Below are 22266 nucleotides of genomic sequence, written 5' to 3' on the forward strand. Positions count from 1 at the left end.
CGGAATTCCACGCGGATCGGCTGCCCCGTGGGGCCTGCTCTACCCTGAGACTCCCAAGTGAGGAGTGGCGGCAGCGGGCGGACCTGGGTACTGCCGAAGAGTCCCTATCGACGGCCGTCCAAGTCATTGGATCGCACACGCGGGAAGGGCCGGACTGGCCCGCGCAGTGACAGCCGCACGCTTCCACCCAGCGGCGTAGCTCCGCCAGGGAGGTCCGCCTCGGACCGACGATCGCGGTCGCTGTCTGAGCCACCGCATTGCCGCGATGTCGAGCCCACCCGGTCGTCGTCCCAAAACGGCCATGAAAGTGCTCTTTTGGGACGCCCATGCCAGGCCCCGTACGTCCAGTATCCAGTGCTGCGTTCCTTCGGCCGGCGCACCTCTTGGCCGGCGGAGTGGCCGTCGTGACGGTTGTGGGCGGTATGTGCCGCACGGCGCGGCCCTCTACGCCCGCTTGGCCGCGGACCGCCTCGCCGCTTGAAGGTCCGACACGAGTGGCGGGCGAGGCGAGTAGATTTCAGGGCTTGAGCGTTGGGCCGGCCAAGTGGCCACGGCCTGGACCTCGCCCGGCAGGGGCAGGAGTTGGGTGACGTCTCTGCGGTTTCCGCCGATCAGTGTCTGCCAGGGCCGGACCGGCTGTCAGTCCCGGCTGGGGCGTCTCCGACCGAGGTGATCAGTGGCGTGAATTCGGCATACGTGGGGGCGGATTTGGTCGATCCCCACATCTGCTGGGAGAAGGACCGTAGCCAGGGGCGGACGCTGTCCGACACTTGTTGTTCCGTCTGGAAACCGGGGTTGTCGCACCAAATGGACAGGTGGGCGCCGGACATGGGGGCGTCGTCGGCCAACTGCATGTCAACCGTGGGAGTGTGCATGAAGGAGCGTGGGTTCCACAGGTCGTAGACGCCTTGCGCGGATTTTTTGCCGGTCTCGTGCTGCTGCTCCGGGGCGAGAATGAAGTACAGGTGGTCGCCGTGACCGTTGACCACGTCATATCCGGCCCGGATGTAGTCCTCGACCGTCGGTTCGTCGGTGTTCCAGCGGATCCAGACCTCGACCTGCACGCGGGGGTCGATTTCGACGAGGCCCTGACCGGGGACCACGTGGTCGTTCCACATCTTGGCGCGCTTGTTCTGGCTCGCGAGCTGATCGACCAGGCCGTTCATGTACGTGTTGAAGCCGTCCAGGAGCGTCGCGTCCGGACCTGCCTCCTCACGTGCGTAGTCGAGGAGTTGAGGAGCGTTCTCGCCGGTGATCCTTTTGGAATCCCAGGGGTATCCGAAGTACTCGTCGCCGCCGAGGTGGAACCAGGGCCCCGGGAAGAGGTCGGCGTACTCACCGATCAGATCCGCCATGAGCGCGCGGGCCGCGGGCTTGCTGTAATCGAGGTTTCCGACGTCGCGGGTGCCGTCCTTACGCACGAGCTGCAGCTCGGGATGCGCTTCGAGAATTGCCACCATGTGCCCGGGCGAGTCGATCTCGGGGACGATCGTCACGTGATTGCGCTCGGCCAGAGCGATCAGTCGGCGTACCTGATCCTTGGTCAGTGCGGGCCGGGTCACGATCTCGGGATGAGACTCGCTCTCGATCCGGAAGCCGAGACTGTCACTCAGATGCAGATGCAGGACGTTGAGTTTGAGCCAGGCGAGCTCACGGATTTTGCCCTCGAGCCATCCGGGGCTGAAGTGCTTGCGGCCGACGTCGACCATGAGGCCGCGCTGTGCGTATTCCGGCCAGTCGGTGATCCGGCCGTTCACCGCACGGCGCTGTCGCAGTATCTGGAGCAGGGTGCGAGTGCCGTAGAAGACGCCCGCGGCGGAGCGGCCTGTGATCACGAGCCCCCGGTTGGTGTCGATGCGGTACGCCTCGGGAGAGGTGGAGCCGTCCACTGGCCCGAGGCCGAGCACAACGTCATGGGGTGCGAACGCCGACGATACGACGATCTGCGGCTCGCGGGGGAGGTGGCCTTCCTGGACCAGTTCGGCCGCCAAGGCTTGGGCTTCGCTTCGCAGTTCCCGGGCGGTCTCCGGCCTCAGGACGACACGGGTGGCGCGCACCGGTCGCCACGCCGTTGCCGTATCTCCCGGAGCGAAGTTGCGTACGGCAGGGATCGTCGGGGGAACAGTGGTGGCAGTGGCTGCGATGCCCGCGTCGGCGGCCCACGTTCGGGATCCCGACCCGGCGAACAGGGCTGATCCGGCGAGCACTCCGGCCGCCATGGCCGATCTCCTGTTGAGCACGGTGGGCTCCTCCACGTTGACGACAGCCTGGGCACGATCAAGGAATGCCTACGGGACTGAAAAGCAGTGGTCTAGACGTGTGTCGTGATTTGAGCAGACCGGAAGAGAGGCCGCAAGGGTGTGGCCGTCGGGCCTCCAGGTGTGAGTGCGGGTGTGGAGGCGTCAGATCGCGGGCGCTCCAGGCCGGTCGCTTCGAGGAGGTCCGGACGAACGCGCGCACCTTCGGGGTGTTCCCGGTGGCCGGCCGCAGGAGGCCGTACTCCATCGGCGGGGCTTCGCGGAACAGAGCGTAGGTGATGTCCGGGCTACAAGCGCCTGCTCAAGATCGATGTCCTCCCCGAGGCCGACATCGACAGCTTACGACGAAGCCGTAACCGACCAGGGCTACGGCCAGCAGCCTTCCTCTTGCTCACTGCGAGAGCTTGCGCGAAGAGATCCAGCGTTACGCGGAGCTTGCTTTGCGCGACGGTGATGAACTCGCCGACATGCTGCGGCTGGTGCCGGTCCCAGGCGCTGTCGGTCGACCAAAGCCGGCACCTTCAGACCGTCTACAGCAGCCGGTGCGCTCAGTCTGGTTCCGCTGGCCGGCGCCGGTGAACAGCTTCCACTGAACAGCGTCCACTCAATCCCGATGACCATCTGGCACCAGTCCGGTACGGGACCGCTCATCCCGGCGCCGGTAGCGGCGCAATCCGGGATGCCGGCTCCAGTACCGGCGTGATCTGCGGTCCTGGCGCGCCTGTGCGCTGACTATCTGGGCAGCGCACAGGCCTCGTCCATCAGCACACGGAGGCTTACTGCATCGCTGCCTCTGCCTCGCCGCCGGCGGCCTTTGCGGCCTTGTCCAGGAACGTGTCCAGCACGCCGTCGCCGATCTTGGGCTGGACCTTGCCCCATGAGTTGCGCGGCGGATCGACTCGCACGGATTCGGCCCGTTGCCGCAGGTCGGCGGACTCGGCAAGGAGTCGGTCCGCGGCCTCCTCGTCGCCGTCCTGCCGTGCCGCGAGCGCGTCGACCATCTTCACCGTTGCCTTGCCCCACAGCTCGGTGGCGTCCAGCCAGGGCGCGGCGTCGACGGCGAACCCCTGTTGCACTGCTCCGCCACGGATGGTGTCCGGGGCACCTTCGATGGCGGTGGCGTAGGCGCGAAGCCTCTTGAGTGCCTCGGTGTGGTTCCCCTCGTCCCAGGCCTTCCAGAACTCCGTTACGCGCTGGGCCAGTTCGGGGGCCTGCGGCTGCCAGGGTGTGGAGCCGAAGGTCGGGGCCATGTGCTGCAGGTCGGCGAAGACGAGGAGGGCCTCGGTCGCTTCGCGGTCACCGCCCGCGAGGTAGGACATGGCCTGCGGCCAACTCTTCCGGGCGTCGTACGCCCGGTCGTTCCAGGTGAAGTCCGCCGCCCCGAATACGGCGACCTTGCTGGCGTACGGCTGGTTCATCGGGTTGGCGACGATGTCGGTGAGGTGTTCCGAGAGGCCGGCCTCACGCTTGTCGTACGGGGCGAGCAGCAGCCGGCCGCTGGTGTTGCCGAAGTCGTTGACGGGGTAGTTGTCCCAGACGAAGACCTTGCGGCCGAAGAGCTGCGACACCTTTTCCGCGTCGTCATTGGTGATCTCCGGAGGGACGACGGCCGTACCGGTCCACATCACCTCGACCGCCGGATCCAGGGTGTCGCGCAGGGTCTTCTTGTAGGCCGTGTCAGTCAGGTCGCCGTACTCGGTGGGCACCATCTGCAGCGGCCGGGTGCCGTCACGAGTGGCGATGAAGTCGCGCTGCACGTCGTTGAGCAGGTCGACCTGAGCCTTGGCGGCCGTCTCGCGACCGGGTTCGCCGTACGCCGTCCGATCGCCCTCGCAGTTCCAGCTGGTGTAGTTGATGTCGTCGAGCGGGATGGAGAAGTCGCGGGTGCCCAGGTCGTACAGAGCTTGGAGCTTGGTCTTGAGGGCCTTGCGGTCGTCGGGATCGGAGTAGCAGATCGACTCGCCGGGGGACACCGCGAAGGTGAAGCGCACGTGGTTAGCCGTCGCTCGGTCCACCAACTCGCCGAGTTCTGCCAGCTTGTCCGAGGGGTAGGGCTCGCGCCACTTGCCCCGGTGGTAGGGGTCGTCCTTGGGCGCGTAGATGTACGTGTTGGCCTTGACGTCTCCGTAGAAGTCCATCTGGTCGAGGCGCTCGGCATGCGTCCAGGGCTGCCCGTAGAAGCCCTCGACCGTGCCCCGGAGCGGCATCGACGGGAAGTCGCTGACCTCTACGCCCGACACCTTCCAGTGGTCGCCCCCCGTGCGGCTGAACAGCTGGCGGAGGGTCTGTACGGCGTAGAACTGGCCGGCGGAGTCCTTGCCGCCGAGGGCGACATCCGCACCGGATCCGGACCGCTTGACCCTCAGGGCGTACCCCTCGGCGTGATCAGGCACGGCGGTGTCCCCGAGCGTCCGTCTGAGGTCGGGGCGCGTCGCCGGGCCGAGCCGTACGGTGAGCAGCCGGGCGGCTGCGTCGGGGAGGTTTCCAGGAGCGACGACGCGCACCTGGTCGGCGCCGTGTGCCTTCAACTCCCTTACGAGGCGGGCGAGAGCGGCGCGGTCGGTGTCCTTGTCGGCGACGACGTACACCCTCTTGGTCACGGAGGCGTCGCCACCAGTGCGAGTGAGCTCCTGCGGGGTCGGCGAAACCGGCGGTACTGAACTGGTCGCACGCGAAGCGTCATCGGACACAGCAGTGGCCGGAAGCGCCTGGAGCCCCAAGGTGCTTGCGAGTGCGAAGCATCCGCCTATCGCGATCGTCACGTTCCTGCTTCGTCCCATGGCATCTCTCCATCGTGGTCTGGTCACCAAGTCGTATTGCTCCAACCATGTTGAGGGAGTGGCAGGGGAAGACATAAGACGTCTGGGGTCTAGACCTCTGTTCGGCTTGCCTTTACTCTGGCCAACGTTGCTGAGCGCGACGCCTCCTTGGCATGTCCTGGCCATGGTGTGGCCTTGTGCAGTCGCGTCTGTCCCTCAAGAGCAGCTCCTTGACCGTGCGTCATCGGAGGAAATCCACGCATGCATCAGTCATCAGGAATCCGCGGCTCCCATGGCGGCCGCTCGTCCCCTCGGGCCAGATGGGCCCACCGGTGGCTATCGGCCTGCCTCGCGCTGGTGCTGGCGCCGGCGCTCATGGCCCTCGCACCGCTGAACGGGACCACTGCCACGGAGGAATCGCCGCCGGTGACTCAGAACGCAGACTCCGCGGCCGCCCGCAGCCTCGCTTTCCCGGGCAACGACGGGAAGCCGCACCGTGTGACCTGGGATGACAAGTCCCTCAAGATCGACGGTGAGCGACTGACCGTGTGGTCCGGCGAGTTCCACTACTGGCGGCTGCCCAGTCCGGACCAATGGCGGGACGTCCTGCAGAAGTTGAAGGCCTCCGGTTTCAACGCCGTATCGCTGTACTTCTTCTGGGGCTACCACTCGAGCAAGCCGGGTTCCTACGACTTCTCCGGGATCCGCGATATCGACAGGCTCCTCACCATGGCTGAGGAAGAGGGGCTGTACGTCATCGCCCGACCTGGCCCCTACATCAACGCAGAGGCCAGCATGGGCGGCTTGCCGGCCTACATGACCACCCACGGCGGTGAGGAGCGCACGGCCGACCCGCAGAATCTCGCGGCCGACCTGGAGTGGCTGAAGGTGGTCAACCGCATCATCGGCAAGCACCAGATCACCGACGGCGGCGGCAGCGTCATCGCGTACCAGGTCGAGAACGAGCAGATCGACAATGCGCCCAAGCACGTTGAGTACATTGAGAAGTTGCAGGCCGTAGTCGAGGAGCACGGGATTGACGTGCCGCTCTTCCACAACGACTGGGGTGACGGCCACGGCTACAACGTGCCTGGAGGGCCCGGTGGTTCCCGGCTCGACCTCTACGCTTTCGACACCTACCCGCTGGGATTTGACTGCAAGGGAGCCCGGGGGAAGCTGAGTGACTTTGAGTCCCGTATCCGTGGCTACTCGCCGAAGACGCCCGTGTTCATCGCCGAGGGGCAGGGCGGCGCGTTTACGTCGTGGGGCCGCGATTTCCAGAGCGGCGAGTGCGCGAAGTTCGTCGACGAGGCCTTCACCCGCCAGTTCGCGGTGAACAACCTCGCCAACGGCGTGACCATGTTCAACTCGTACATGGAGTACGGCGGCACCAACTGGGGCTGGACCGGCGACCCCGGCTCCGGCTTCACCTCCTACGACTACGGCGCACCGATCTCCGAGGACCGGCGCATCACCCCCAAGCTCGCCGTCCACAAAGAGTTCGGCTACCTCCAGAACGCGGTGAAGCCCATAGCCTCCGCGCAGAACGTCACCCCGCCCACGATCACGTCCACCGGCGGTGGCCCCGTCAAGGCCCAGCAGCGGCTGTCCACGGAGAACGCCGAGGACACCTCCGTATCGGGCAACGGCATGCGACTGATCACGCTGCGGCACCCGGACTCCAATGACACCTCCACCAGCCAGGTGACGTTCCCGCTCGACCTGGCCGACCCTCCGAAGGCGGCCACGTCCGCCTCGGCCGGCGGCAACGAATCAGGTGAGGACAAGAACTCCGCGTATCGGCGCATTCCACAGCAGAAGAACACCGCGATCAGCATCGCGGGTCGCGACGCCAAGACCCTGGTCGCCGACTACGCCTTCGGACCCCATCGCCTCGTCTACTCCACCTCTCAGGTGCTCACACAACTGGACGCCGGGGGCGACCTCCTGGCCCTGGACGGCACGAAGGGCGAAACGGGCGAGACAGTGCTGCGCTTCGCGTCGAAGCCGAAGGTCACCACGTTGGACGGCGCACCCGTCGATGTCACCTGGGACGCTGACCGCAAGGACCTACGGCTCAACTACACGCACGGCGATGCCCGTACGCTCCGGATCGCCGGAGGCGGCAAGGAGCTGACGGTCCTGATCACCGACCGCGACGCGGTGGCGACCACCTGGCAGCTGGACGCTGGACGCAGCGACATCCTCGTGCTCGGCCCGGAGTTGGCCCGCACCGCCCGCCTCAGCGGAGCGCAGCTCGACCTCACCGGAGACACCCGGAAGCCGGGACCGCTGCGCGTGTTCGCCCCGAAGAACGTCGACGTCCTGACCTGGAACGGGCGGCGTATCGACGCGAGCCGCGATGACACGGGCGCACTCGTCGCCACCCTGCCCGGTCCGCAGAAGCCGACGATGCCCGGCATCGACAGCTGGCGCACCGCGGACTCCGACCCCGAGCACGCCGCGGGCTTCGACGACTCCGGCTGGAAGAAGGCTGACCGGACCACCGCAGACAATCCCAAGCACGGTCCTGGTGAGGCATCGGGGGTAGTCCTGGACACCGATGAGTACGGCTTCCACGAGGGCGACACCTGGTACCGGGGTCACTACACCCCCGCAGAGGCGAGCACCACGGTGAAGGTCTCCGCCAAGACAGGGACGGCCGGGCATGCCCTGGTCTGGCTGAATGGCCGTTACCTCGGGGCTCAGGGCGACGGCACCACCACCCACAAGGTGCCCGACGGTGTCGCCGAGCCGGGCAAGCCCGCGGTACTCGCCGTCCTGGTGCGCAACATGGGGCACTACGAAGACTGGTCGTCCGACGGCCGATCCAAGACCGGACGTGGCCTCGCGGACGTGGCGGTTCCCGGTTCGGGCAAGGTGCGGTGGCGGATCCAGGGCGCGGCCGGCGGCCCCGAACCGGCCGACACCGTGCGCGGGATCTGCAATAACGGCGGCCTGTACGGCGAGCGCAAGGGCGGGCATCTTCCGGGTGCTCCGGACTCGTCCTGGCGTACGACACAGTCGCTCAAGAGCGAGCGGCCGGGCGTGCGGTGGTTCCGTACGGAGACCGAGTTGCGTCTTCCGGAGGGTTCCGACACCGCGGTCGGCCTGCGGATCGCCGACAACAGTGCGCGCGCCGACAAGTACCGGGTGCAGATCTTCGTGAACGGCTGGAACACCGGCCAGTACGTCAACAATGTCGGCCCGCAGCAGGAGTTCGTCATCCCCTCGGGGTTCCTCAAGGAGCGCGGCAAGAACACGATTGCCCTGGCGATCACTGCCGAGCAGACCGGCGTGGGGCCCGACTCGGTCGAGCTCGTGGACCGGGGCACTGTGCTCGGCGGGGTCTCCGGCGGGCAGAACGAGTCGCCCGGCTACCGGGAATTGCTCGGAGCCGAACGCTCGCGCGGGCAGTGACCCGAGCTGCTTGATCCGATCTCCTCACCCGCCCCGGCCTGTGGACCGCCGGGGCGGGTCAGCGGCCTCCGCGTCGACGGCGATCATCGAGCCTTCGGACAGCAGACCGGGCGCCCTGTCGGTGACCGCTCCACCATCGGCGACGTGAGGAATGTCTGCACCGGACTCACCGGAGCTTGATCGCGCCACCGTCCGCCATGACGGTCTGGCCGGTCATGTACCGTGCGTCGTCACTGGCGAGGAAGGCGACGATCGGGGCGACGTCCTTGTCCGGGTCGCCGAACCGTCCGAGCGGGACTTTCGCCGCGGACTGGGCATACTGCTCGGGGTGGGTATCTGCCCAGGTCGCGACCCCGGCGGTCCTCGCCATCGGGCAGACGACGTTGACGCGGATGTTGTGCACGGCCCACTCGTTGGCGACGACGCGAGTGAGACCACGGATGGCCTCCTTGGCGGCCGCGTAGGACGCCTGGTTCGGCTGGCCGTCCAGGCCTGCCCCGGAGCCGAAGTTGATCACCGAGCCGCCGCCGGCCCGCTTCAGCTCGGGCAGGGCCGCGAGCATGAAGTTCCGAGTGGCGTAGAGGCCGGTGTCCATGGCGAGGTGCCAGTCGTCGTCGGTCTGCTCCTCGAACCGCCGTTGCCGGGAGACGCTCGCGTTGTTGACCACGACGTCGAGCCCGCCGAAGCGTTCCACGGCCGCCGCGACCGCCGCATCCGCCGCGGACCGGTCGGACACATCGTCCCTCAGGAACACTACGGAGCCGCCGAGGTCGCGGACCAGGGCCTGACCGGCCTCCTCCTGAAGGTCCACCGCGACAACTCGGGCGCCGCGCTCCACGAACAGCCGCGTGACCGCTCCGCCGATACCGGCGGCGCCGCCGGTGACGATGACCCTCTTGTTGTCCAGGCCGTGCGAACCCATGTGCGTGCCTCGCTCGTTGTCGTCGTACGTCACTGCGCCGGGCCTGGCTTTCCGGCCCTCTGCGCACGTTACCGAGGGCCAAAGGTCGGTGCTCGGCGAGGTCCCGGTCTCCGGAACGCCAGCGGTGTTGCTCAGGTATCCGTCAGGATCACCACGCGCAGGGGCCGCGGGCCGTGGAAGGAGAGGTCGACCAGGCAGGCGTGCAAGTCCGTAAGAGGGACAGAGCGCCCGGGCCCTGGTCGGGTGCAACGTCCAGGAAGATCGGGCCGGTTTCGGCACAGCTGCTGCGCGCCGCGCTCGCCTCCGGGCGACGGATTCGGTGTTGGCCGGTGTTGGGGTCTTCCCGGGCTCTCAGGGGCGCTGTTACATTCCGGAAAACGAGAATTCATTTCAGTCTTTGACTGGAGGCCCCCTGTGACGGTTGTCGAAGGTGTTCCCGCCATGGACCTGTCCGCCCGCCGTGAGCTGCCCCCGTCGATGGTCGAGCGCATGACGCTGATCATGGACGTGTTCGAAGGCTGCACCGTCCGGCGGTCCCTGGAGGACGTGGCCCGCACCACCCACCTGCCCCGCTCAACGGCTCATCGGATCCTCGATCAGTTGGTCCGGCTGCGCTGGCTGGAGCACAACGGCTTCGGTTACGGACTCGGCCGACGCGCGCTCGGCCTCGGCGGTGGCGACGGTTCCCAAAGCCGTATACGGGAGGCAGCGGCCACCCGGCTCCACCACCTGCAGATGCGCACCGGCCTGGTCGTCCACCTCGCCGTGCTCGACGGTGCGGAAGTCCACTACCTCGACAAGGTGGGCGGCCGCTTCGCCTCCTCGGTGCCCTCCCGTGTCGGCGGCCGCGCCCCGGCCCACTGCACCGCTCTGGGCAAGGCGATGCTGGCCTGGCTCGAACCGGAAGAGGTGGAGCAGCGGGCGGGCGACTCCATCAACCGCCTGACCCAGCGGACCATTTCCGACATCGGCACCCTGCACCAGGAGCTCAACCGCATCCGGCAGCGCCGCGGCCTGGCCTTCGAGCGCGGCGAGTGCTTCCCCGGCATCGCCTGCGTGGCGACCGCGATCCGTGGCCCCGAAGGTCCGGTCGCCGCGATATCCCTCGTCGGGGACGCAGACACGCCGCTGGAAAAGGTCGCCCAGCTCGTTGCGGACGGAGCGCGCCAAGTCTCCGCCGACCTCTTCCCTTCCCCGGACGGGCCGGACCGCACGCCGCGCCGGGCGGCCGCGGTCACCCCGGAGGAAACCTGGTCGCCGCAGACGATGGACCGGCTGCTCGCCGTCGGGCAGTACGGCGACTGGCAGTGACGCGGCGTCACGTGGACGGCAGGTAGCCCTTCACGGCTCTGCAGCCGTGCGGGGTCACCCCCAACGATCGCCCCAGCCCCAGGGACCGGGGGCCGCCGCCACCCCCGGGCTCGCGACGTCGAAGCCGCCCCGGAAGAAGACCATGGGACGGCCGTCGGCCACCGGCTCCAGGCCAAGCACCCGGCCGGTCACCACGTCGTGGTCGCCCGCGCCCCGTACGTCATGGACTTCGGCGTGGATCCGGGTGAGGACCCCGGGCAAGGACGGCGTCCCCCAGGGGGACAGCTCCCAGTCGAGCCCCTCGTACTTCAGGCCCTTGCCGGAGCCGAACCTGCCGCAGAGATCCGACTGTTCCGCACCGAGGACGTTCACTGTGAAACGCCCTGACTCCCTGATCCTCGGCCACGCGCGCCCCCGATGGTCGGCGCAGAACAGCACGAGGGGCGGCGTGAGGGAGACGGACGCGAACGACTGGCAGGCGAACCCCACCGGCTCGCCGTCCGGCGCGAGACCCGTGACGACCGTGACGCCGGTCGCGAAGGCCCCGAGGGCCTGCCGCATCCGCTGTGGCGTGGGGGCCGAACTCTCGGGAACCACGGGTGGGGTCAGGGACTTGGCGGTCATCGCTTCACCTCGACGGGTCCGGTGCGGCAAGGTGCCCCGGTACGGGCACGGGCTGAACGTAGGACAGCCCTCTCGGCGGCCGGAGTGCGTTCCCGATGAGTGGAACTCCCGCCCGGGCGCGCCGTTTTCCCGAGCCCGGATGCCCTCGCTCCCGTGGCATCCCGCTGACCGAGACGCCGACGGTTCGCGCCCGATCGCACTGGCTACCGTCCGGGAACCGGCCGCGTGCGTCGCGTACCAGGACCAGGAACGGTCGCCGGACCGCAGAAGCCGATCACGGGTCAACCGAGGGCAGGAATGATGACGGAGCTGAGCCACGACTCCACACGGCGTGAACTCGCGACCGACCAGGGGGTGCTGCGCTACCACGAGGCGGGTGACGGCCCCCCTCTGCTGCTGTTGCACGGCTCCGGCCCAGGCGTCACAGGGTGGCGCAACTACCGTGACAACCTGGCCGCGTTCGCGCCGCACTTCCGCTGTCTGGTCCTGGAGTTCCCCGGCTTCGGGGTCAGTGACCCGGCCGACGGCCACCCCATGGCCACCGCGGGCGACTCCGTCGTCCGCTTCCTCGACGGCCTCGGGCTCCAGCAGGTCGACGTGATCGGCAACTCCATGGGCGGCATAGTCGGCACCCGTTTCGCCCTCGACCACCCCGATCGTGTGCGGCGGCTCGTCACCATCGGCGGCATCGGGCGCAACTTCTACAGTCCCGGCCCGGGTGAAGGCATCAGGCTGCTCACCGAATTCACCGACAACCCTACGCGGGAAGGCCTGGTGCGCTGGCTGCGCTCCATGGTGTACGACCAGGATCTGGTCACCGACGAGCTCGTCGAGGAACGGTGGGCTCAGGCCACTGACCCGGAAACGCTCGCCTCGGCACGTCTGATGTACGGCTCGAAAGCCTTCGCCGCCCGCGCCGCCGCAGCGGCCGCCTCCGGCGAGCCGCCGTACTGGGCGATGCTGCACCGGCTCAGGCCGAAGACCCTGCTCACCTGGGGCAGGGACGACCGTGTCAGCCCGGTCGACATGTCGATCCTGCCCATGCGGACCATCCCCGACGGGGAGTTGCATGTGTTCCCGGACTGCGGCCACTGGGTGATGATCGAGCAGAAGGCGGCCTGGGAGAGCGCGGTCCTCGCCTTCCTGACCCGCGAGGACGCGACCAAGGACGCCGCGTGAGCGCCCGCGGCGGAGACACCGCCTGGGACGAGGAGTACGACTTCGTCATCGTCGGCAGCGGTGGCGGCGGCATGGCGGCGGCGCTCACCGCCGCGGACAGCGGCCTGTCGGCCGTTGTGGTGGAGAAGGGGCGGAAGTTCGGCGGCTCGACCGGCATCTCCGGCGGTGGCATCTGGGTCCCCAACAACCCCACCCTGCGCGCCAAGGGGCACGACGACAGCCGTGATTCCGTGCGGCGCTATCTCGACCGCCTCACCGAGGGCCGCGTTCCCGCCGCCCGCCTCGACGCCTACGTGGACCACGGCCCGGCCGCCATGGAACTCCTCGGCGAGAGCCGGTGGATGCGCTTCTTCTGGGTCAAGGGATACGCCGACTACCACCCCGAGTACGACGGTGGCCGGCCGCTCGGACGGTCCATCGAGGCGCTGCCCTTCGACACCCGCAAGCTGGGCCCCGACGAGCGGTTCCAGCGGCCCAACAGCCTCAAGGGCCCTCTCGGCCTCTGGATCACGGCCAAGGACTACCGGGATCTCGCCATGGCCAAGCGCACCTGGCGCGGACGGTGGGCCTCGGTGGTGGCCGCCTGGCGGGTGTCGTCCAATGTGGTGCGTCGCCGCCACATGGCGACCGGTGGCCGGGCCCTGGTGGCGCGGCTGCGGATGGCGCTCAAGGACGCCGGTGTCCCGCTCCGTCTGCGTACGCCCATGTCGTCCCTCGTTGTGGACGACACGAACGCTGTCACCGGCATCGTCGCCACCCACGAGGGTCGGGAGATCCGCATCAGGGCCCGGCGCGGGGTGCTCCTGGCGACCGGCGGATTCGACCACAACCGGGAGATGCGTGCGAAGTATCTGCCGGACGGTGGGCGCGCCATCCACAGCGCGGGCGCCGTCGAGAACGTAGGGGACGGCATCGTCGCCGGTCAGGCCGTGGGTGCGGCCCTGGACTTCATGGACGACGCCTGGTGGATGCCGTCCGTGCACCACCCCGCGGGCGCGACGATCCCGCTGGTCTCCGAGCGGTGCATCCCGCCGTCGGTGATCGTCAACGCCGCGGGCCGGCGCTTCACCAACGAGTCGTCGCCGTATGTGAACTTCGTCCACGACCAGCTCGAAGGCGGCCACGTACCCGCCTGGTTCGTGATGGACGCCAAGGCGCGGGCGCGCTACCCGTTCGCCCAGATCCTGCCGGGCCTGCCTTTCCCCAAGGCGTTCTACGCGAACGGCACGGTCCACCGGGCGGACACCGTCGCTGAACTCGCCGAGAAGATCGGGGTGCCCGCAGAGACCCTGGCCGAGACCGTCGAGCGCTTCAACGGCTTCGCCCGCACCGGCGAGGACACCGAGTTCGGCCGCGGCGACAGCGCCTACGACCGCTACTACGGCGACCCGACCCTCAAGAACCCCAACCTGGACGAGATCGACAAGGCGCCCTACTACGCGATCCGTATCGAGGTCGGTGACCTGGGCACCAAGGGCGGCCTTGTCTGCGACGAGCACAGCAGGGTGCTACGCGAGGACGGTTCCCCCATCCAGGGCCTGTACGCCACCGGCAACACCTCGGCGCCCGTGATGGGCGGCGAGTACGCGGGACCCGGCGCAACCATCGGCCCCTCGATCGTCTTCGGCTACCTCGCCGCCCGGCATGCCGGGTCGGAGACCGGCCACGACGCGGTGGTGACGCCGACGGGAGAGGCTGCGGGGGAGGCGTCATGACATCCCGCACTCCGCTCACGGTCCGTGTCGTCAAGGTCGTCAAGGAGACCGCCGACGCCCACTCGCTGGTCCTCGAACCCGCGGACGGCAGCGCCGACAAGTTCCGTTACAAGCCCGGCCAGTTCCTCACCGTCCGGGTGCCTTCGGAGCGCGAGGGCGGATCTGTGGCGCGCTGCTACTCCCTGTGCAGCTCCCCGATGCGTGACGACCACCTGAAGGTCACGGTCAAACGCACCGCGGACGGCTACGGGTCGAACTGGATCTGCGACCGGGTCACCGAGGGCGATGTCCTCGAAGTCCTGCGCCCCGCAGGCACGTTCACCCCTGACTCGCTCGACGAGGACCTGCTCCTGTGTGCGGCGGGCAGCGGCATCACGCCCGTGATGTCCATCCTCTCCTCCTGCCTGCACGCCGGGACCGGCTCCGTCACCCTCCTCTACGCGAACCGCGACGAACAGTCGGTTATCTTCCGCGATGAACTCGCCGCCCTGTGCCGGGAGTACGGGGAGCGGCTCACCATCGTGCACTGGCTGGAGTCCGTCCAGGGCCTGCCCACCCGTACGGCGATTCAGGCGCTCACCCGGCCGTACGCAGGGCACCGGGCCTTCGTCTGCGGTCCTGGACCGTTCATGGAACTCACCACCGAGGCGCTCACCCGGGTCGGACTCCCAGCGGACCGCATGACCCTCGAACGGTTCACGTCCCTGACGTCCGACCCCTTCACGGCGCCGGAGTCCGCGCCGGAGCCGGAGGGGGAGTCCGGCGGTCCGGCAGGCACCGTCGAGGTCGAACTCGACGGTGACACAAGGTCGTTGGCCTGGCCACGGGAGAGCCGGCTCCTCGACGTCCTGCTCGCCGCGGGCCTCGACGCCCCCTACTCCTGCCGCGAGGGCAACTGCAGCGCCTGTGCCTGTGTGGTCGTCGAGGGTGAGGCGGCGATGGCGCGCAACGAGGTCCTCGACGCCGCCGACCTCGCCGACGGGCTGCTGCTCGCCTGCCAGGCGCTCCCGGTCAGCGACCGGCTCCGTATCACCTACGACGGCTGACCCGACGCGTGCCAGTGGGCCTTCGCCCCGCGCACACCCCAAGATTCGGATGAGGTTGGAAACAGTGACCAAGGCGACCGCCGCGATCGTCGGCTCCGGGAACATCGGAACCGACCTGATGTACAAACTCCTGAGGTCCGAGACGATCGAACCCCGCTGGATGATCGGAGTCGACCCGCAGAGCCCCGGCCTCAAACGGGCGGCCGAGGAAGGGCTGCACACCTGCGCCGAAGGCGTCGATCCGCTGCTCGCCCAGGACGAGAAGCCCGACCTGGTCTTCGAGGCCACATCGGCGTACGTGCACCGGTCCAACGCCCCCAAGTACGCGGAACTCGGCATCCAGGCCGTCGACTTGACCCCCGCCGCGCTTGGCCCCGCGGTGGTGCCCGCCGTCAACCTGGGCGAGCACCTGGACGCGCCCAACGTCAGCCTCATCACCTGCGGGGGGCAGGCCACGATCCCCGTCGTGCACGCCGTCTCGCGGGTCACCGAAGTGGCGTACGCGGAGATCGTGGCCAGCGTCGCCTCCCCGTCCGCGGGGCCCGGCACCCGGGCCAACATCGACGAGTTCACGCTCACCACGAGCCGGGGCATCGAGACCATCGGCGGCGCGCCCCGCGGCAAGGCCATCATCATCCTCAATCCCGCCGAACCCCCGATGATGATGCAGGACACGGTGTTCTGCGCGATCGCCGCCGACGCCGACCGGGCGGCGATCACCGCATCGGTGCGCGCGACCGTCGAGCGGGTCGCCTCGTACGTGCCCGGCTACCGGCTGCGCGCCGAGCCGCAGTTCGACGAGCCGACCGCGGTGAGCGGCTCGCTCGCCCGGGTCGCCGTCTTCGTCGAGGTCGAAGGCGCGGGGGACTTCCTGCCGCCGTACTCAGGAAACCTCGACATCATGACCGCCGCCGCCACCGAGGTCGGCGAGGGCTTCGCCGAGCGGATCGTCTCCCGGCGCGCAGCGTCCTGAACCCAAGGAGTTCATCAGCTATGCCCTACAGCTCCGACCTGGACATCCGCGTCACCGACTCGTCCCTCAGGGACGGATCGCATGCCAAGCAGCACCGGTTCACCGTCGAACACGTCACGTCCATGGTCGCGGCGCTCGACGCGGCCGGGGTGCCCGTCATCGAGGTGACGCACGGCGACGGACTCGGCGGATCGTCCTTCAACTACGGCTTCAGCCACACCCCGGAACAGGAACTCATCAAGGCGGCCGTGGAAACGGCCCGCCGAGCCAAGATCGCGTTTCTGATGCTGCCCGGCCTCGGCCTGCAGGACGACATCCGCGAGGCCGCGGACAACGGCGCATCGGTCTGCCGCATCGCCACCCACTGCACCGAGGCCGATATCGCCGTCCAGCACTTTGGGCTCGCCCGCGAACTCGGCCTGGAGACCGTCGGGTTCCTCATGATGTCGCACAGCAGGCCGCCCGAGGTGCTCGCCGCCCAGGCACGGATCATGGCCGACGCCGGATGCCAGTGCGTCTACGTCGTCGACTCGGCGGGCGCCCTGGTGATGGAGCAGACCAGCGACCGGATCGCGGCGCTCGTCGCGGAGCTCGGCGACGACGCGCAGGTCGGCTTCCACGGCCACGAGAACCTCGGCCTCGGCGTCGCCAACTCGGTGCTCGCCGTGCGCGCGGGCGCCCAGCAGATCGACGGCTCGACCCGCCGCTTCGGCGCGGGTGCCGGCAACACCCCTGTCGAGGCCTTCGCCGCGGTCGCCGAGAAGCTTGGCATCCGTACCGGCATCGACGTACTGAAGATCATCGACGCGGCCGAGGACGTCGTACGGCCCGTCATGGACGGTGAATGCCTGCTCGACCGCATGTCGCTGACCATGGGCTACGCCGGCGTCTACTCCAGCTTCCTCAAGCACGCCGACCGGCAGGCGGCGAAGTACGGGGTCTCCGGCGCCGAGATCCTCCTGGAGGCCGGCCGCCGCGAGCTCGTCGGCGGCCAGGAGGACCAGCTGATCGAGATCGCCGTCGCTCTCGCCGCGAAGTCCTCGTCCCGGAAGTCCTAGTCGCGGCAGCCGACCTCGTCACGGAAGTGAGAACACACATGTCCAATCCGGCGCTTGATGCCGTCCTCGCGCGGGCCGACGAGATCCGCGCGCTCGGCCCGGCCAACGAGGCCCTCGGCAAGCTGGACGACCAGGCGGCCGAGATCCTTCGGGACACCGGCGCGATCCGCATGCTTCAGCCGAAGAAGCACGGCGGCCTTGAACTGCATCCGCGGGAGTTCGCCGAGACCGTCATGCGGATCGCCGCGTGTGACGGCGCCACCGGCTGGGTCACCGGCGTGGTCGGCGTGCACCCGTGGGAGATGGCGATGGCCGACCCGCGGGTGCAGCAGGAGGTCTGGGGCGAGGACCAGGACACCTGGATCGCCTCCCCCTACGCGCCGATGGGCGTGCTCAAGCCCGTCGACGACGGCTACGTGTTCAACGGCCGCTGGCAGTTCTCCTCCGGCACCGATCACTGCGACTGGATCTTCCTCGGCGGCTTCCTCGCCGACGCCGACGGTGAGCGGTTGTCGCCACCGCGGTCCGTGCACGTCATCCTGCCGCGCGCCGACTACGAGATCGTCGAGGACTCGTGGAACGTGGTCGGCCTGCGAGGCACCGGCAGCAAGGACGTGATCGTCCGCGACGCCTTCGTGCCCGCGTACCGCGTCATCGAGTACGCCAAGGTCGTCGACGGCAGCCTCGCGAAGGAGGCCGGTCTGGCCAACCCCGCCTACTGGCTGCCGTTCTCCGCGGCCTTCCCACTGGGCATCACCGCCGCCGTCATCGGCATCTGTGAAGGCGCCCTCGCCCACCACCTCGCCTACCAGCGCGACCGAGTCCAGATCACCGGCCGGGCGGTCAGGGACGACCCCTACGTCCTGTGCGCGGTCAGCGACGCGTCGGCGGAGATCGCCGCGTCCCGGGCCGCACTCCTGAGCAACATCTGCGAGTTGTACGACATGGTGGCGGCCGGCCGGGAAGTCAGCTTCGAGCGGCGCGCGGTCGGCCGGCGCACCCAGGCCGCGGCTGCCTGGCGGGCGGTCCGTGCCGTCGACGAGATCGTCGCCCGCTCGGGCGGCAATGCGATGCGCCTGGACAACCCCATCCAGCGCTTCTGGCGCGACGCGCACACCGGCCTCGCCCACGCCATTCACGTGCCCGGGGCCGTCTTCCACGCGTCGGCCCTGACCGAGCTCGGCGTCGAGCCGCCGCAGGGCCCGATGCGCTCCATGATCTAGCACTTTCCGATGGACGAGAACGCACGAGACAGGAGCAACACATGACCCAGATCCGCGGACTCGGCTATCTACGGGTCCAGAGCCGCGACATCGGCCGCTGGCGCGAACTCACCGTCGACGCCCTCGGCTTCGCCGAAGGCTCGGGACCCGCGGCGGACGCTCTGCACCTGCGCATGGACGAACGCCGGGCCCGGCTCGTCGTCCTGCCCGGGGACACCGACCGGGTCGTCGCCGTCGGCTGGGAGGTACGCGACCAGTTCGCGCTCGCGGCGGTCGGCCGCGCCGTTGAGGCCTCGGGTACGGCGGTCAAGGAGCTTTCCGGGGCAGAGACGGATGCCCGGGGAGTGGAGTGCGCCCTCACCTTCGATGACCCGGCGGGTGTCCCGGTCGAGGTGTTCTTCGGACCTGAGCTCGACCACAGTCCGGTGATCACCGGGCTCGGCCAGGACTTCGTCACCGGACCCCAGGGAATGGGCCATGTCGTGCTGCCCACCACACGCATGGAGGAGACCGTCTCCTTCTACACCGAGGTGCTCGGCTTCCTGCCGCGCGGCGCCGTCAAGATCAGCAAGCAGGACCCTGACGCCCCGCCGCGCCGGGTCCGTTTCATGGGCGTCAACCAGCGCCACCACAGCCTCGCGGTCTGCCCCGCGCCGCACGGCGAGGCACCGGGCCTCGTCCACCTGATGGTCGAGGTGGACACCCTGGACGCGGTGGGCCGGGCCCTCGACAACGTGGGGCGGCTCGGCTTCCCTCTCTCCTCGACCCTGGGCCGGCACACCAACGACAAGATGGTGTCGTTCTATGTGCGGGCGCCCGGCGGCTGGGACCTGGAGTACGGCTGCGAGGGCATGCTCGTCGACGAGACGCACTACACGGCGGAAGAGATCACCGCGGACAGCTACTGGGGTCACGACTGGTCGGGCTCCGAGCCGCTCGCGGCCTTCACCCCGCCCGGCGCGAAGGCGTGAGAACCGGCCGGAGCAAGGTGTGCGGACCGCGCGGCCCGTTCCGCAGGTCCGCGCGGAATCGCATCCGGTACGACGCCGAGACCGATGTCCTCGTGGTCGGTTACGGCTGCGCGGAACCCGCCGCTGCCGAGCATGACCGGCAGCATGGCGCAGCGGGCCTGTCTTTGAACTCCCCCTATCTCGTGGGAAGTTCAAAGACAGGCCCGCTTCCGGGTTCAGCCCGCGCGATCGTCGTCCAGGACCTCGATCGTGACGTTCAGGGTCGCAGCGCGGATGGTCGCGACCAGGGCGTGGCAGGTCTCCAAGCCGGCGGGCGCGGCCGGGCCGGACGTGGCGGCAATGTGCTCCCTGCAGCCGCGCAGCGCCTCGCTGTTCCACTGCACGCTCGTCTGCTGCCAGCTGCTCTTGCGTACCAGCACCCGGCTGCCGCACTGCCCGCAGGACACCGGGCGCATCGGCGCCCCGTCGGTGAGGCGGTTGTCCTCGGGCGCCATCAGGCGGCCGGGGTCTTCGCGGCGGCGGCCTTGCGGGCCAGGTTGTCCTCGACCTCCCGCTGCCAGGCCTCGACGGGCCGGGTGGTGTCGAGCTCGAACTCGAAGCGGTCGGTCATCTCGGGGCGCACCGCGTCCGCGTCCACATAGAACTGCTCGTACCAGCGGCGCAGTTGATAGACCGGGCCGTCCTCCTCGCACAGGAGCGGATTGTCGATCCGGGTCTTGTTCTTCCAGATCGCGATGTCCTGCTCAAAACCCAACTTTATGAACTCGGCCATGGCGGCCGCGAGTTGCTCGGACTCGTTGTCCGACATCGTGTCCGAGCGCTTCACGATGATGCCGTACTGGAGAATGAACTTGTCGGCGCTGACCGGGTAGTGGCAGTTGATCAGGACGCACTGCGCCTCACCGCTGTCCAACTCGTAGACTAGGTCGTCGATCATGAACGACGGGCCGTGGTAAGTGGCCACCGAATTGCTGCCCGTGGTCTTCGCGCGGCTGCCGTCCTGCTCCTGCGGGCGGGCGTCGGGCCGTCCGGAACCGCGCATGTACTGGGTGGCGGTGTGGCCCTCGAAGACGTTCTTGAAGTATGTCGGGAACGAGTAGTGCACGTAGAAGAAGTGCGCCATGTCCACGACGTTGTCCACCACCTCACGGCAGTTGGCGTCCACCTCGGTCTCGTACCAGACCCAGTCGGTCCAGTTCTCGCTCGTGGCGCCCTCGATGCGCGGGATGGTGACGTCCGCGGGCGGCGGATGGCCCTCGGGGTCGTTCCAGACGAAGAGCATCCCGTCCTGATCGAGGGTCGGCCAGGCGGCGGTCCGGGCCCGCAGGGGCACCCGCCGGGAATACGGGATCTGTTTGCAGCGGCCGTCCCCGCCCCAGCGCCAGTCGTGGAAGGGGCAGGCGACCTGGTCGCCCTTGACGGTTCCCTGCGAGAGGTCGCCGCCCATGTGCCGGCAGTAGGCGTCGAGGACGTTGAGCGTGCCGTTGCCGCTCTGGAACACGACCAGCTTCTGGCCGAAGGCCTGTACTGAGTGCGGCTTGCCGTCCTTGAACTTCTCGGCGAGGCCCAGGCAGTGCCAGCCGCGGGCGAAGCGCGTCGGCGCCGCCCCGGCGTCGATGGACCGGACTGCGTCGTGCTCTGACTCGACTGCGCTCACGTTGATCTCATCCCCTCAGGACGCGACTTCTCCACCGTCCCGACGGTAGGCCGGGCCGCGCGCCGCCACCGGCGCCCGTCCCACTGACCGGAACCGGGCGACCGGGTCGGTCGGAAGGTGCTTCCGGTCAGTGGGACGCTCCGCGACCCGCGTCCGGGGCGCCGGTATGGTCCTGTGCCTCTGTCCGTGTGTCCTCCTGTGCGCCGCAGCCAGAAAAGGGGCCGTGATGAACCGTTTCGAGGGCGTCCGTGTCGTACTCACCGGGGCGGGCTCGGGCATCGGGCGGGCCACCGCGGTCCGTCTGGTGGCCGAGGGTGCGGCCGTCTTCGCCGTCGACCTCTCGGGCGACGGCCTGGCAGCGACAGCCGTCGCGGCGGCCGGGCCCGGGCGGATCGTCACCCGAGTCGCCGACGTGGGTGACGAGGGCGCGGTGGTGGACGCCGTGCGTGCGGCCGTCGCCGAACTGGGGGGTGTCGACGTCCTGGTGAACGTGGCGGGCATCCACCGCACCACACCGATCGAGCGGCTCACCGTTGAGGACCTGAACCAGCTCTTCGCGGTCAATACGGTGGGTACGGCGCTGTTCTGCCGTGAGGTGCTGCCCCAACTCCCGGACGGCACCGGCGTAATCGTCAATGTGGCGTCCTCCGCGGCGGCGCACGGCACCCCCTTCATGACCGCGTACGCGGCGTCCAAGGGAGCGGTCCTCTCCTTCTCGCTGTCCCTCGCCGCCGAGGTGGCGCACCGCGGGATCCGCGTCGTGCCCGTATCGCCCGGTACGGTCCGTACCCCGCTCGTCGGGCCGCAGGTGCTGCCGCCCGAGTTGGATGCGAGCCATTACGCGCGGATCCGTCCGCCGTTCGGTGCCGCAGACCCGGGACAGATCGCCGCAGTCATCGCCTTCTCGGCGTCCATGGACGGGAGTTACCTCACCGGCGCCGAGGTGCGGGTGGACGGGGGGTCCCACATATGACGTGGCGCGATCGCGGGCGTGAAGTCACTCACTGGGACTGACGCTTGCCCCTTACGAGAACCAATTCTAGTTTTTGGGTGTGGCGCTGACCCGGTCCCACCTCCGGGCCGCTCGCGTCAGTCACCGCTCCGCCCGGAGCCGGTGGCCAACCAGGCTCGTCCGTCCCGCTGTCGGATG

At 68.9% G+C, this 22266-nt stretch carries 16 protein-coding genes and 1 pseudogene; 10 read left to right on the forward strand and 7 right to left on the reverse strand.

The genetic code is table 11. The features are described 5' to 3' along the window. Positions 1 to 611: 611 nt before the first annotated feature. Entirely contained in the window at positions 612 to 2240 is a 1629-nt protein-coding gene (locus tag QIT00_RS27070; protein WP_282538034.1) for a beta-N-acetylhexosaminidase, read from the reverse strand. 794 nt (positions 2241 to 3034) lie between these two features. Next, positions 3035 to 5038, reverse strand: a complete 2004-nt coding sequence (locus QIT00_RS27075; RefSeq protein WP_282538035.1) for a beta-N-acetylglucosaminidase domain-containing protein — start codon at positions 5036 to 5038, stop codon at positions 3035 to 3037. A 405-nt stretch (positions 5039 to 5443) separates the two neighbouring features. Here QIT00_RS27075 and QIT00_RS27080 point away from each other — a divergent pair, with 405 nt between their 5' ends. Continuing rightward, positions 5444 to 8437, forward strand: coding sequence for a beta-galactosidase (locus QIT00_RS27080; protein WP_282538036.1), 2994 nt, complete (start codon positions 5444 to 5446; stop codon positions 8435 to 8437). Positions 8438 to 8603: 166 nt separating this feature from the next. On the opposite strand, the gene QIT00_RS27085 is transcribed toward QIT00_RS27080, so the two are convergent. Together QIT00_RS27085 and QIT00_RS27090 are read right to left on the reverse strand one after the other, a co-directional pair. Further along, entirely contained in the window at positions 8604 to 9392 is a 789-nt protein-coding gene (locus QIT00_RS27085) for an SDR family NAD(P)-dependent oxidoreductase (RefSeq protein ID WP_282538037.1), read from the reverse strand. A gap of 146 nt (positions 9393 to 9538) precedes the next feature. Next, positions 9539 to 9657, reverse strand: a pseudogene (locus tag QIT00_RS27090) (lactate utilization protein C); the annotation flags it as partial. A 143-nt stretch (positions 9658 to 9800) separates the two neighbouring features. Between QIT00_RS27090 and QIT00_RS27095 the strand changes: the two are divergent. Continuing rightward, complete coding sequence (locus tag QIT00_RS27095; protein WP_282538038.1) at positions 9801 to 10670, forward strand: IclR family transcriptional regulator; 870 nt, start codon at positions 9801 to 9803, stop codon at positions 10668 to 10670. A gap of 54 nt (positions 10671 to 10724) precedes the next feature. Here QIT00_RS27095 and QIT00_RS27100 read toward each other — a convergent pair whose 3' ends face one another. Beyond that, entirely contained in the window at positions 10725 to 11294 is a 570-nt protein-coding gene (locus QIT00_RS27100) for a flavin reductase family protein (protein WP_282538039.1), read from the reverse strand. A gap of 300 nt (positions 11295 to 11594) precedes the next feature. Here QIT00_RS27100 and QIT00_RS27105 point away from each other — a divergent pair, with 300 nt between their 5' ends. The 7 genes from QIT00_RS27105 to QIT00_RS27135 are packed head-to-tail and all read left to right on the forward strand — an operon-like array spanning position 11595 to position 19459. Next, positions 11595 to 12473, forward strand: coding sequence for an alpha/beta fold hydrolase (locus QIT00_RS27105; protein ID WP_282538040.1), 879 nt, complete (start codon positions 11595 to 11597; stop codon positions 12471 to 12473). Next, positions 12470 to 14188, forward strand: a complete 1719-nt coding sequence (locus QIT00_RS27110; protein WP_282538041.1) for an FAD-binding protein — start codon at positions 12470 to 12472, stop codon at positions 14186 to 14188. Before QIT00_RS27105 ends, QIT00_RS27110 begins: the two co-directional genes overlap by 4 nt. Then, positions 14185 to 15234 carry a ferredoxin--NADP reductase gene (locus QIT00_RS27115; RefSeq protein ID WP_282538042.1) on the forward strand — a complete coding sequence of 350 codons (1050 nt, stop codon included), beginning with the start codon at positions 14185 to 14187 and terminating at the stop codon, positions 15232 to 15234. The genes QIT00_RS27110 and QIT00_RS27115 overlap by 4 nt, the downstream gene beginning before the upstream one ends. 49 nt (positions 15235 to 15283) lie before the next feature. Next, complete coding sequence (locus tag QIT00_RS27120) at positions 15284 to 16207, forward strand: acetaldehyde dehydrogenase (acetylating) (protein WP_282538043.1); 924 nt, start codon at positions 15284 to 15286, stop codon at positions 16205 to 16207. A 20-nt stretch (positions 16208 to 16227) separates the two neighbouring features. Further along, positions 16228 to 17265 carry a 4-hydroxy-2-oxovalerate aldolase gene (dmpG, locus tag QIT00_RS27125; RefSeq protein WP_282538044.1) on the forward strand — a complete coding sequence of 346 codons (1038 nt, stop codon included), beginning with the start codon at positions 16228 to 16230 and terminating at the stop codon, positions 17263 to 17265. 38 nt (positions 17266 to 17303) lie between these two features. Beyond that, positions 17304 to 18488 carry an acyl-CoA dehydrogenase family protein gene (locus QIT00_RS27130; protein WP_282538045.1) on the forward strand — a complete coding sequence of 395 codons (1185 nt, stop codon included), beginning with the start codon at positions 17304 to 17306 and terminating at the stop codon, positions 18486 to 18488. A gap of 41 nt (positions 18489 to 18529) precedes the next feature. Beyond that, positions 18530 to 19459 carry a VOC family protein gene (locus QIT00_RS27135; RefSeq protein WP_282538046.1) on the forward strand — a complete coding sequence of 310 codons (930 nt, stop codon included), beginning with the start codon at positions 18530 to 18532 and terminating at the stop codon, positions 19457 to 19459. A gap of 215 nt (positions 19460 to 19674) precedes the next feature. Here the strand turns inward: QIT00_RS27135 and QIT00_RS27140 are convergent, their stop codons facing one another. Together QIT00_RS27140 and QIT00_RS27145 are read right to left on the reverse strand one after the other, a co-directional pair. Continuing rightward, positions 19675 to 19953 (reverse strand): ferredoxin, encoded by a 279-nt coding sequence (locus tag QIT00_RS27140; protein ID WP_282538047.1) that lies wholly within the window; start codon positions 19951 to 19953, stop codon positions 19675 to 19677. Then, positions 19953 to 21116, reverse strand: a complete 1164-nt coding sequence (locus tag QIT00_RS27145) for a Rieske 2Fe-2S domain-containing protein (RefSeq protein WP_282538048.1) — start codon at positions 21114 to 21116, stop codon at positions 19953 to 19955. Before QIT00_RS27145 ends, QIT00_RS27140 begins: the two co-directional genes overlap by 1 nt. Positions 21117 to 21342: 226 nt before the next feature. Between QIT00_RS27145 and QIT00_RS27150 the strand changes: the two genes are divergently transcribed. Next, complete coding sequence (locus QIT00_RS27150; RefSeq protein WP_282538049.1) at positions 21343 to 22089, forward strand: SDR family NAD(P)-dependent oxidoreductase; 747 nt, start codon at positions 21343 to 21345, stop codon at positions 22087 to 22089. Positions 22090 to 22266: the final 177 nt, after the last annotated feature.

Origin of the sequence: Streptomyces luteolus, assembly GCF_029968015.1 — a bacterium.
GTDB lineage: Bacteria > Actinomycetota > Actinomycetes > Streptomycetales > Streptomycetaceae > Streptomyces > Streptomyces luteolus.

Coding starts and splice junctions, on each gene's coding strand:
- QIT00_RS27130 (WP_282538045.1), top strand. CDS start 17,304: ATGTCCAATCCGGCGCTTGATGCCGTCCTCGCGCGGGCCGACGAGATC.
- QIT00_RS27135 (WP_282538046.1), top strand. CDS start 18,530: ATGACCCAGATCCGCGGACTCGGCTATCTACGGGTCCAGAGCCGCGAC.
- QIT00_RS27100 (WP_282538039.1), bottom strand. CDS start 11,294: ATGACCGCCAAGTCCCTGACCCCACCCGTGGTTCCCGAGAGTTCGGCC.
- QIT00_RS27075 (WP_282538035.1), bottom strand. CDS start 5,038: ATGGGACGAAGCAGGAACGTGACGATCGCGATAGGCGGATGCTTCGCA.
- dmpG (WP_282538044.1), top strand. CDS start 16,228: ATGCCCTACAGCTCCGACCTGGACATCCGCGTCACCGACTCGTCCCTC.
- QIT00_RS27150 (WP_282538049.1), top strand. CDS start 21,343: ATGAACCGTTTCGAGGGCGTCCGTGTCGTACTCACCGGGGCGGGCTCG.
- QIT00_RS27140 (WP_282538047.1), bottom strand. CDS start 19,953: ATGGCGCCCGAGGACAACCGCCTCACCGACGGGGCGCCGATGCGCCCG.
- QIT00_RS27105 (WP_282538040.1), top strand. CDS start 11,595: ATGACGGAGCTGAGCCACGACTCCACACGGCGTGAACTCGCGACCGAC.
- QIT00_RS27095 (WP_282538038.1), top strand. CDS start 9,801: ATGGACCTGTCCGCCCGCCGTGAGCTGCCCCCGTCGATGGTCGAGCGC.
- QIT00_RS27115 (WP_282538042.1), top strand. CDS start 14,185: ATGACATCCCGCACTCCGCTCACGGTCCGTGTCGTCAAGGTCGTCAAG.
- QIT00_RS27120 (WP_282538043.1), top strand. CDS start 15,284: ATGAGGTTGGAAACAGTGACCAAGGCGACCGCCGCGATCGTCGGCTCC.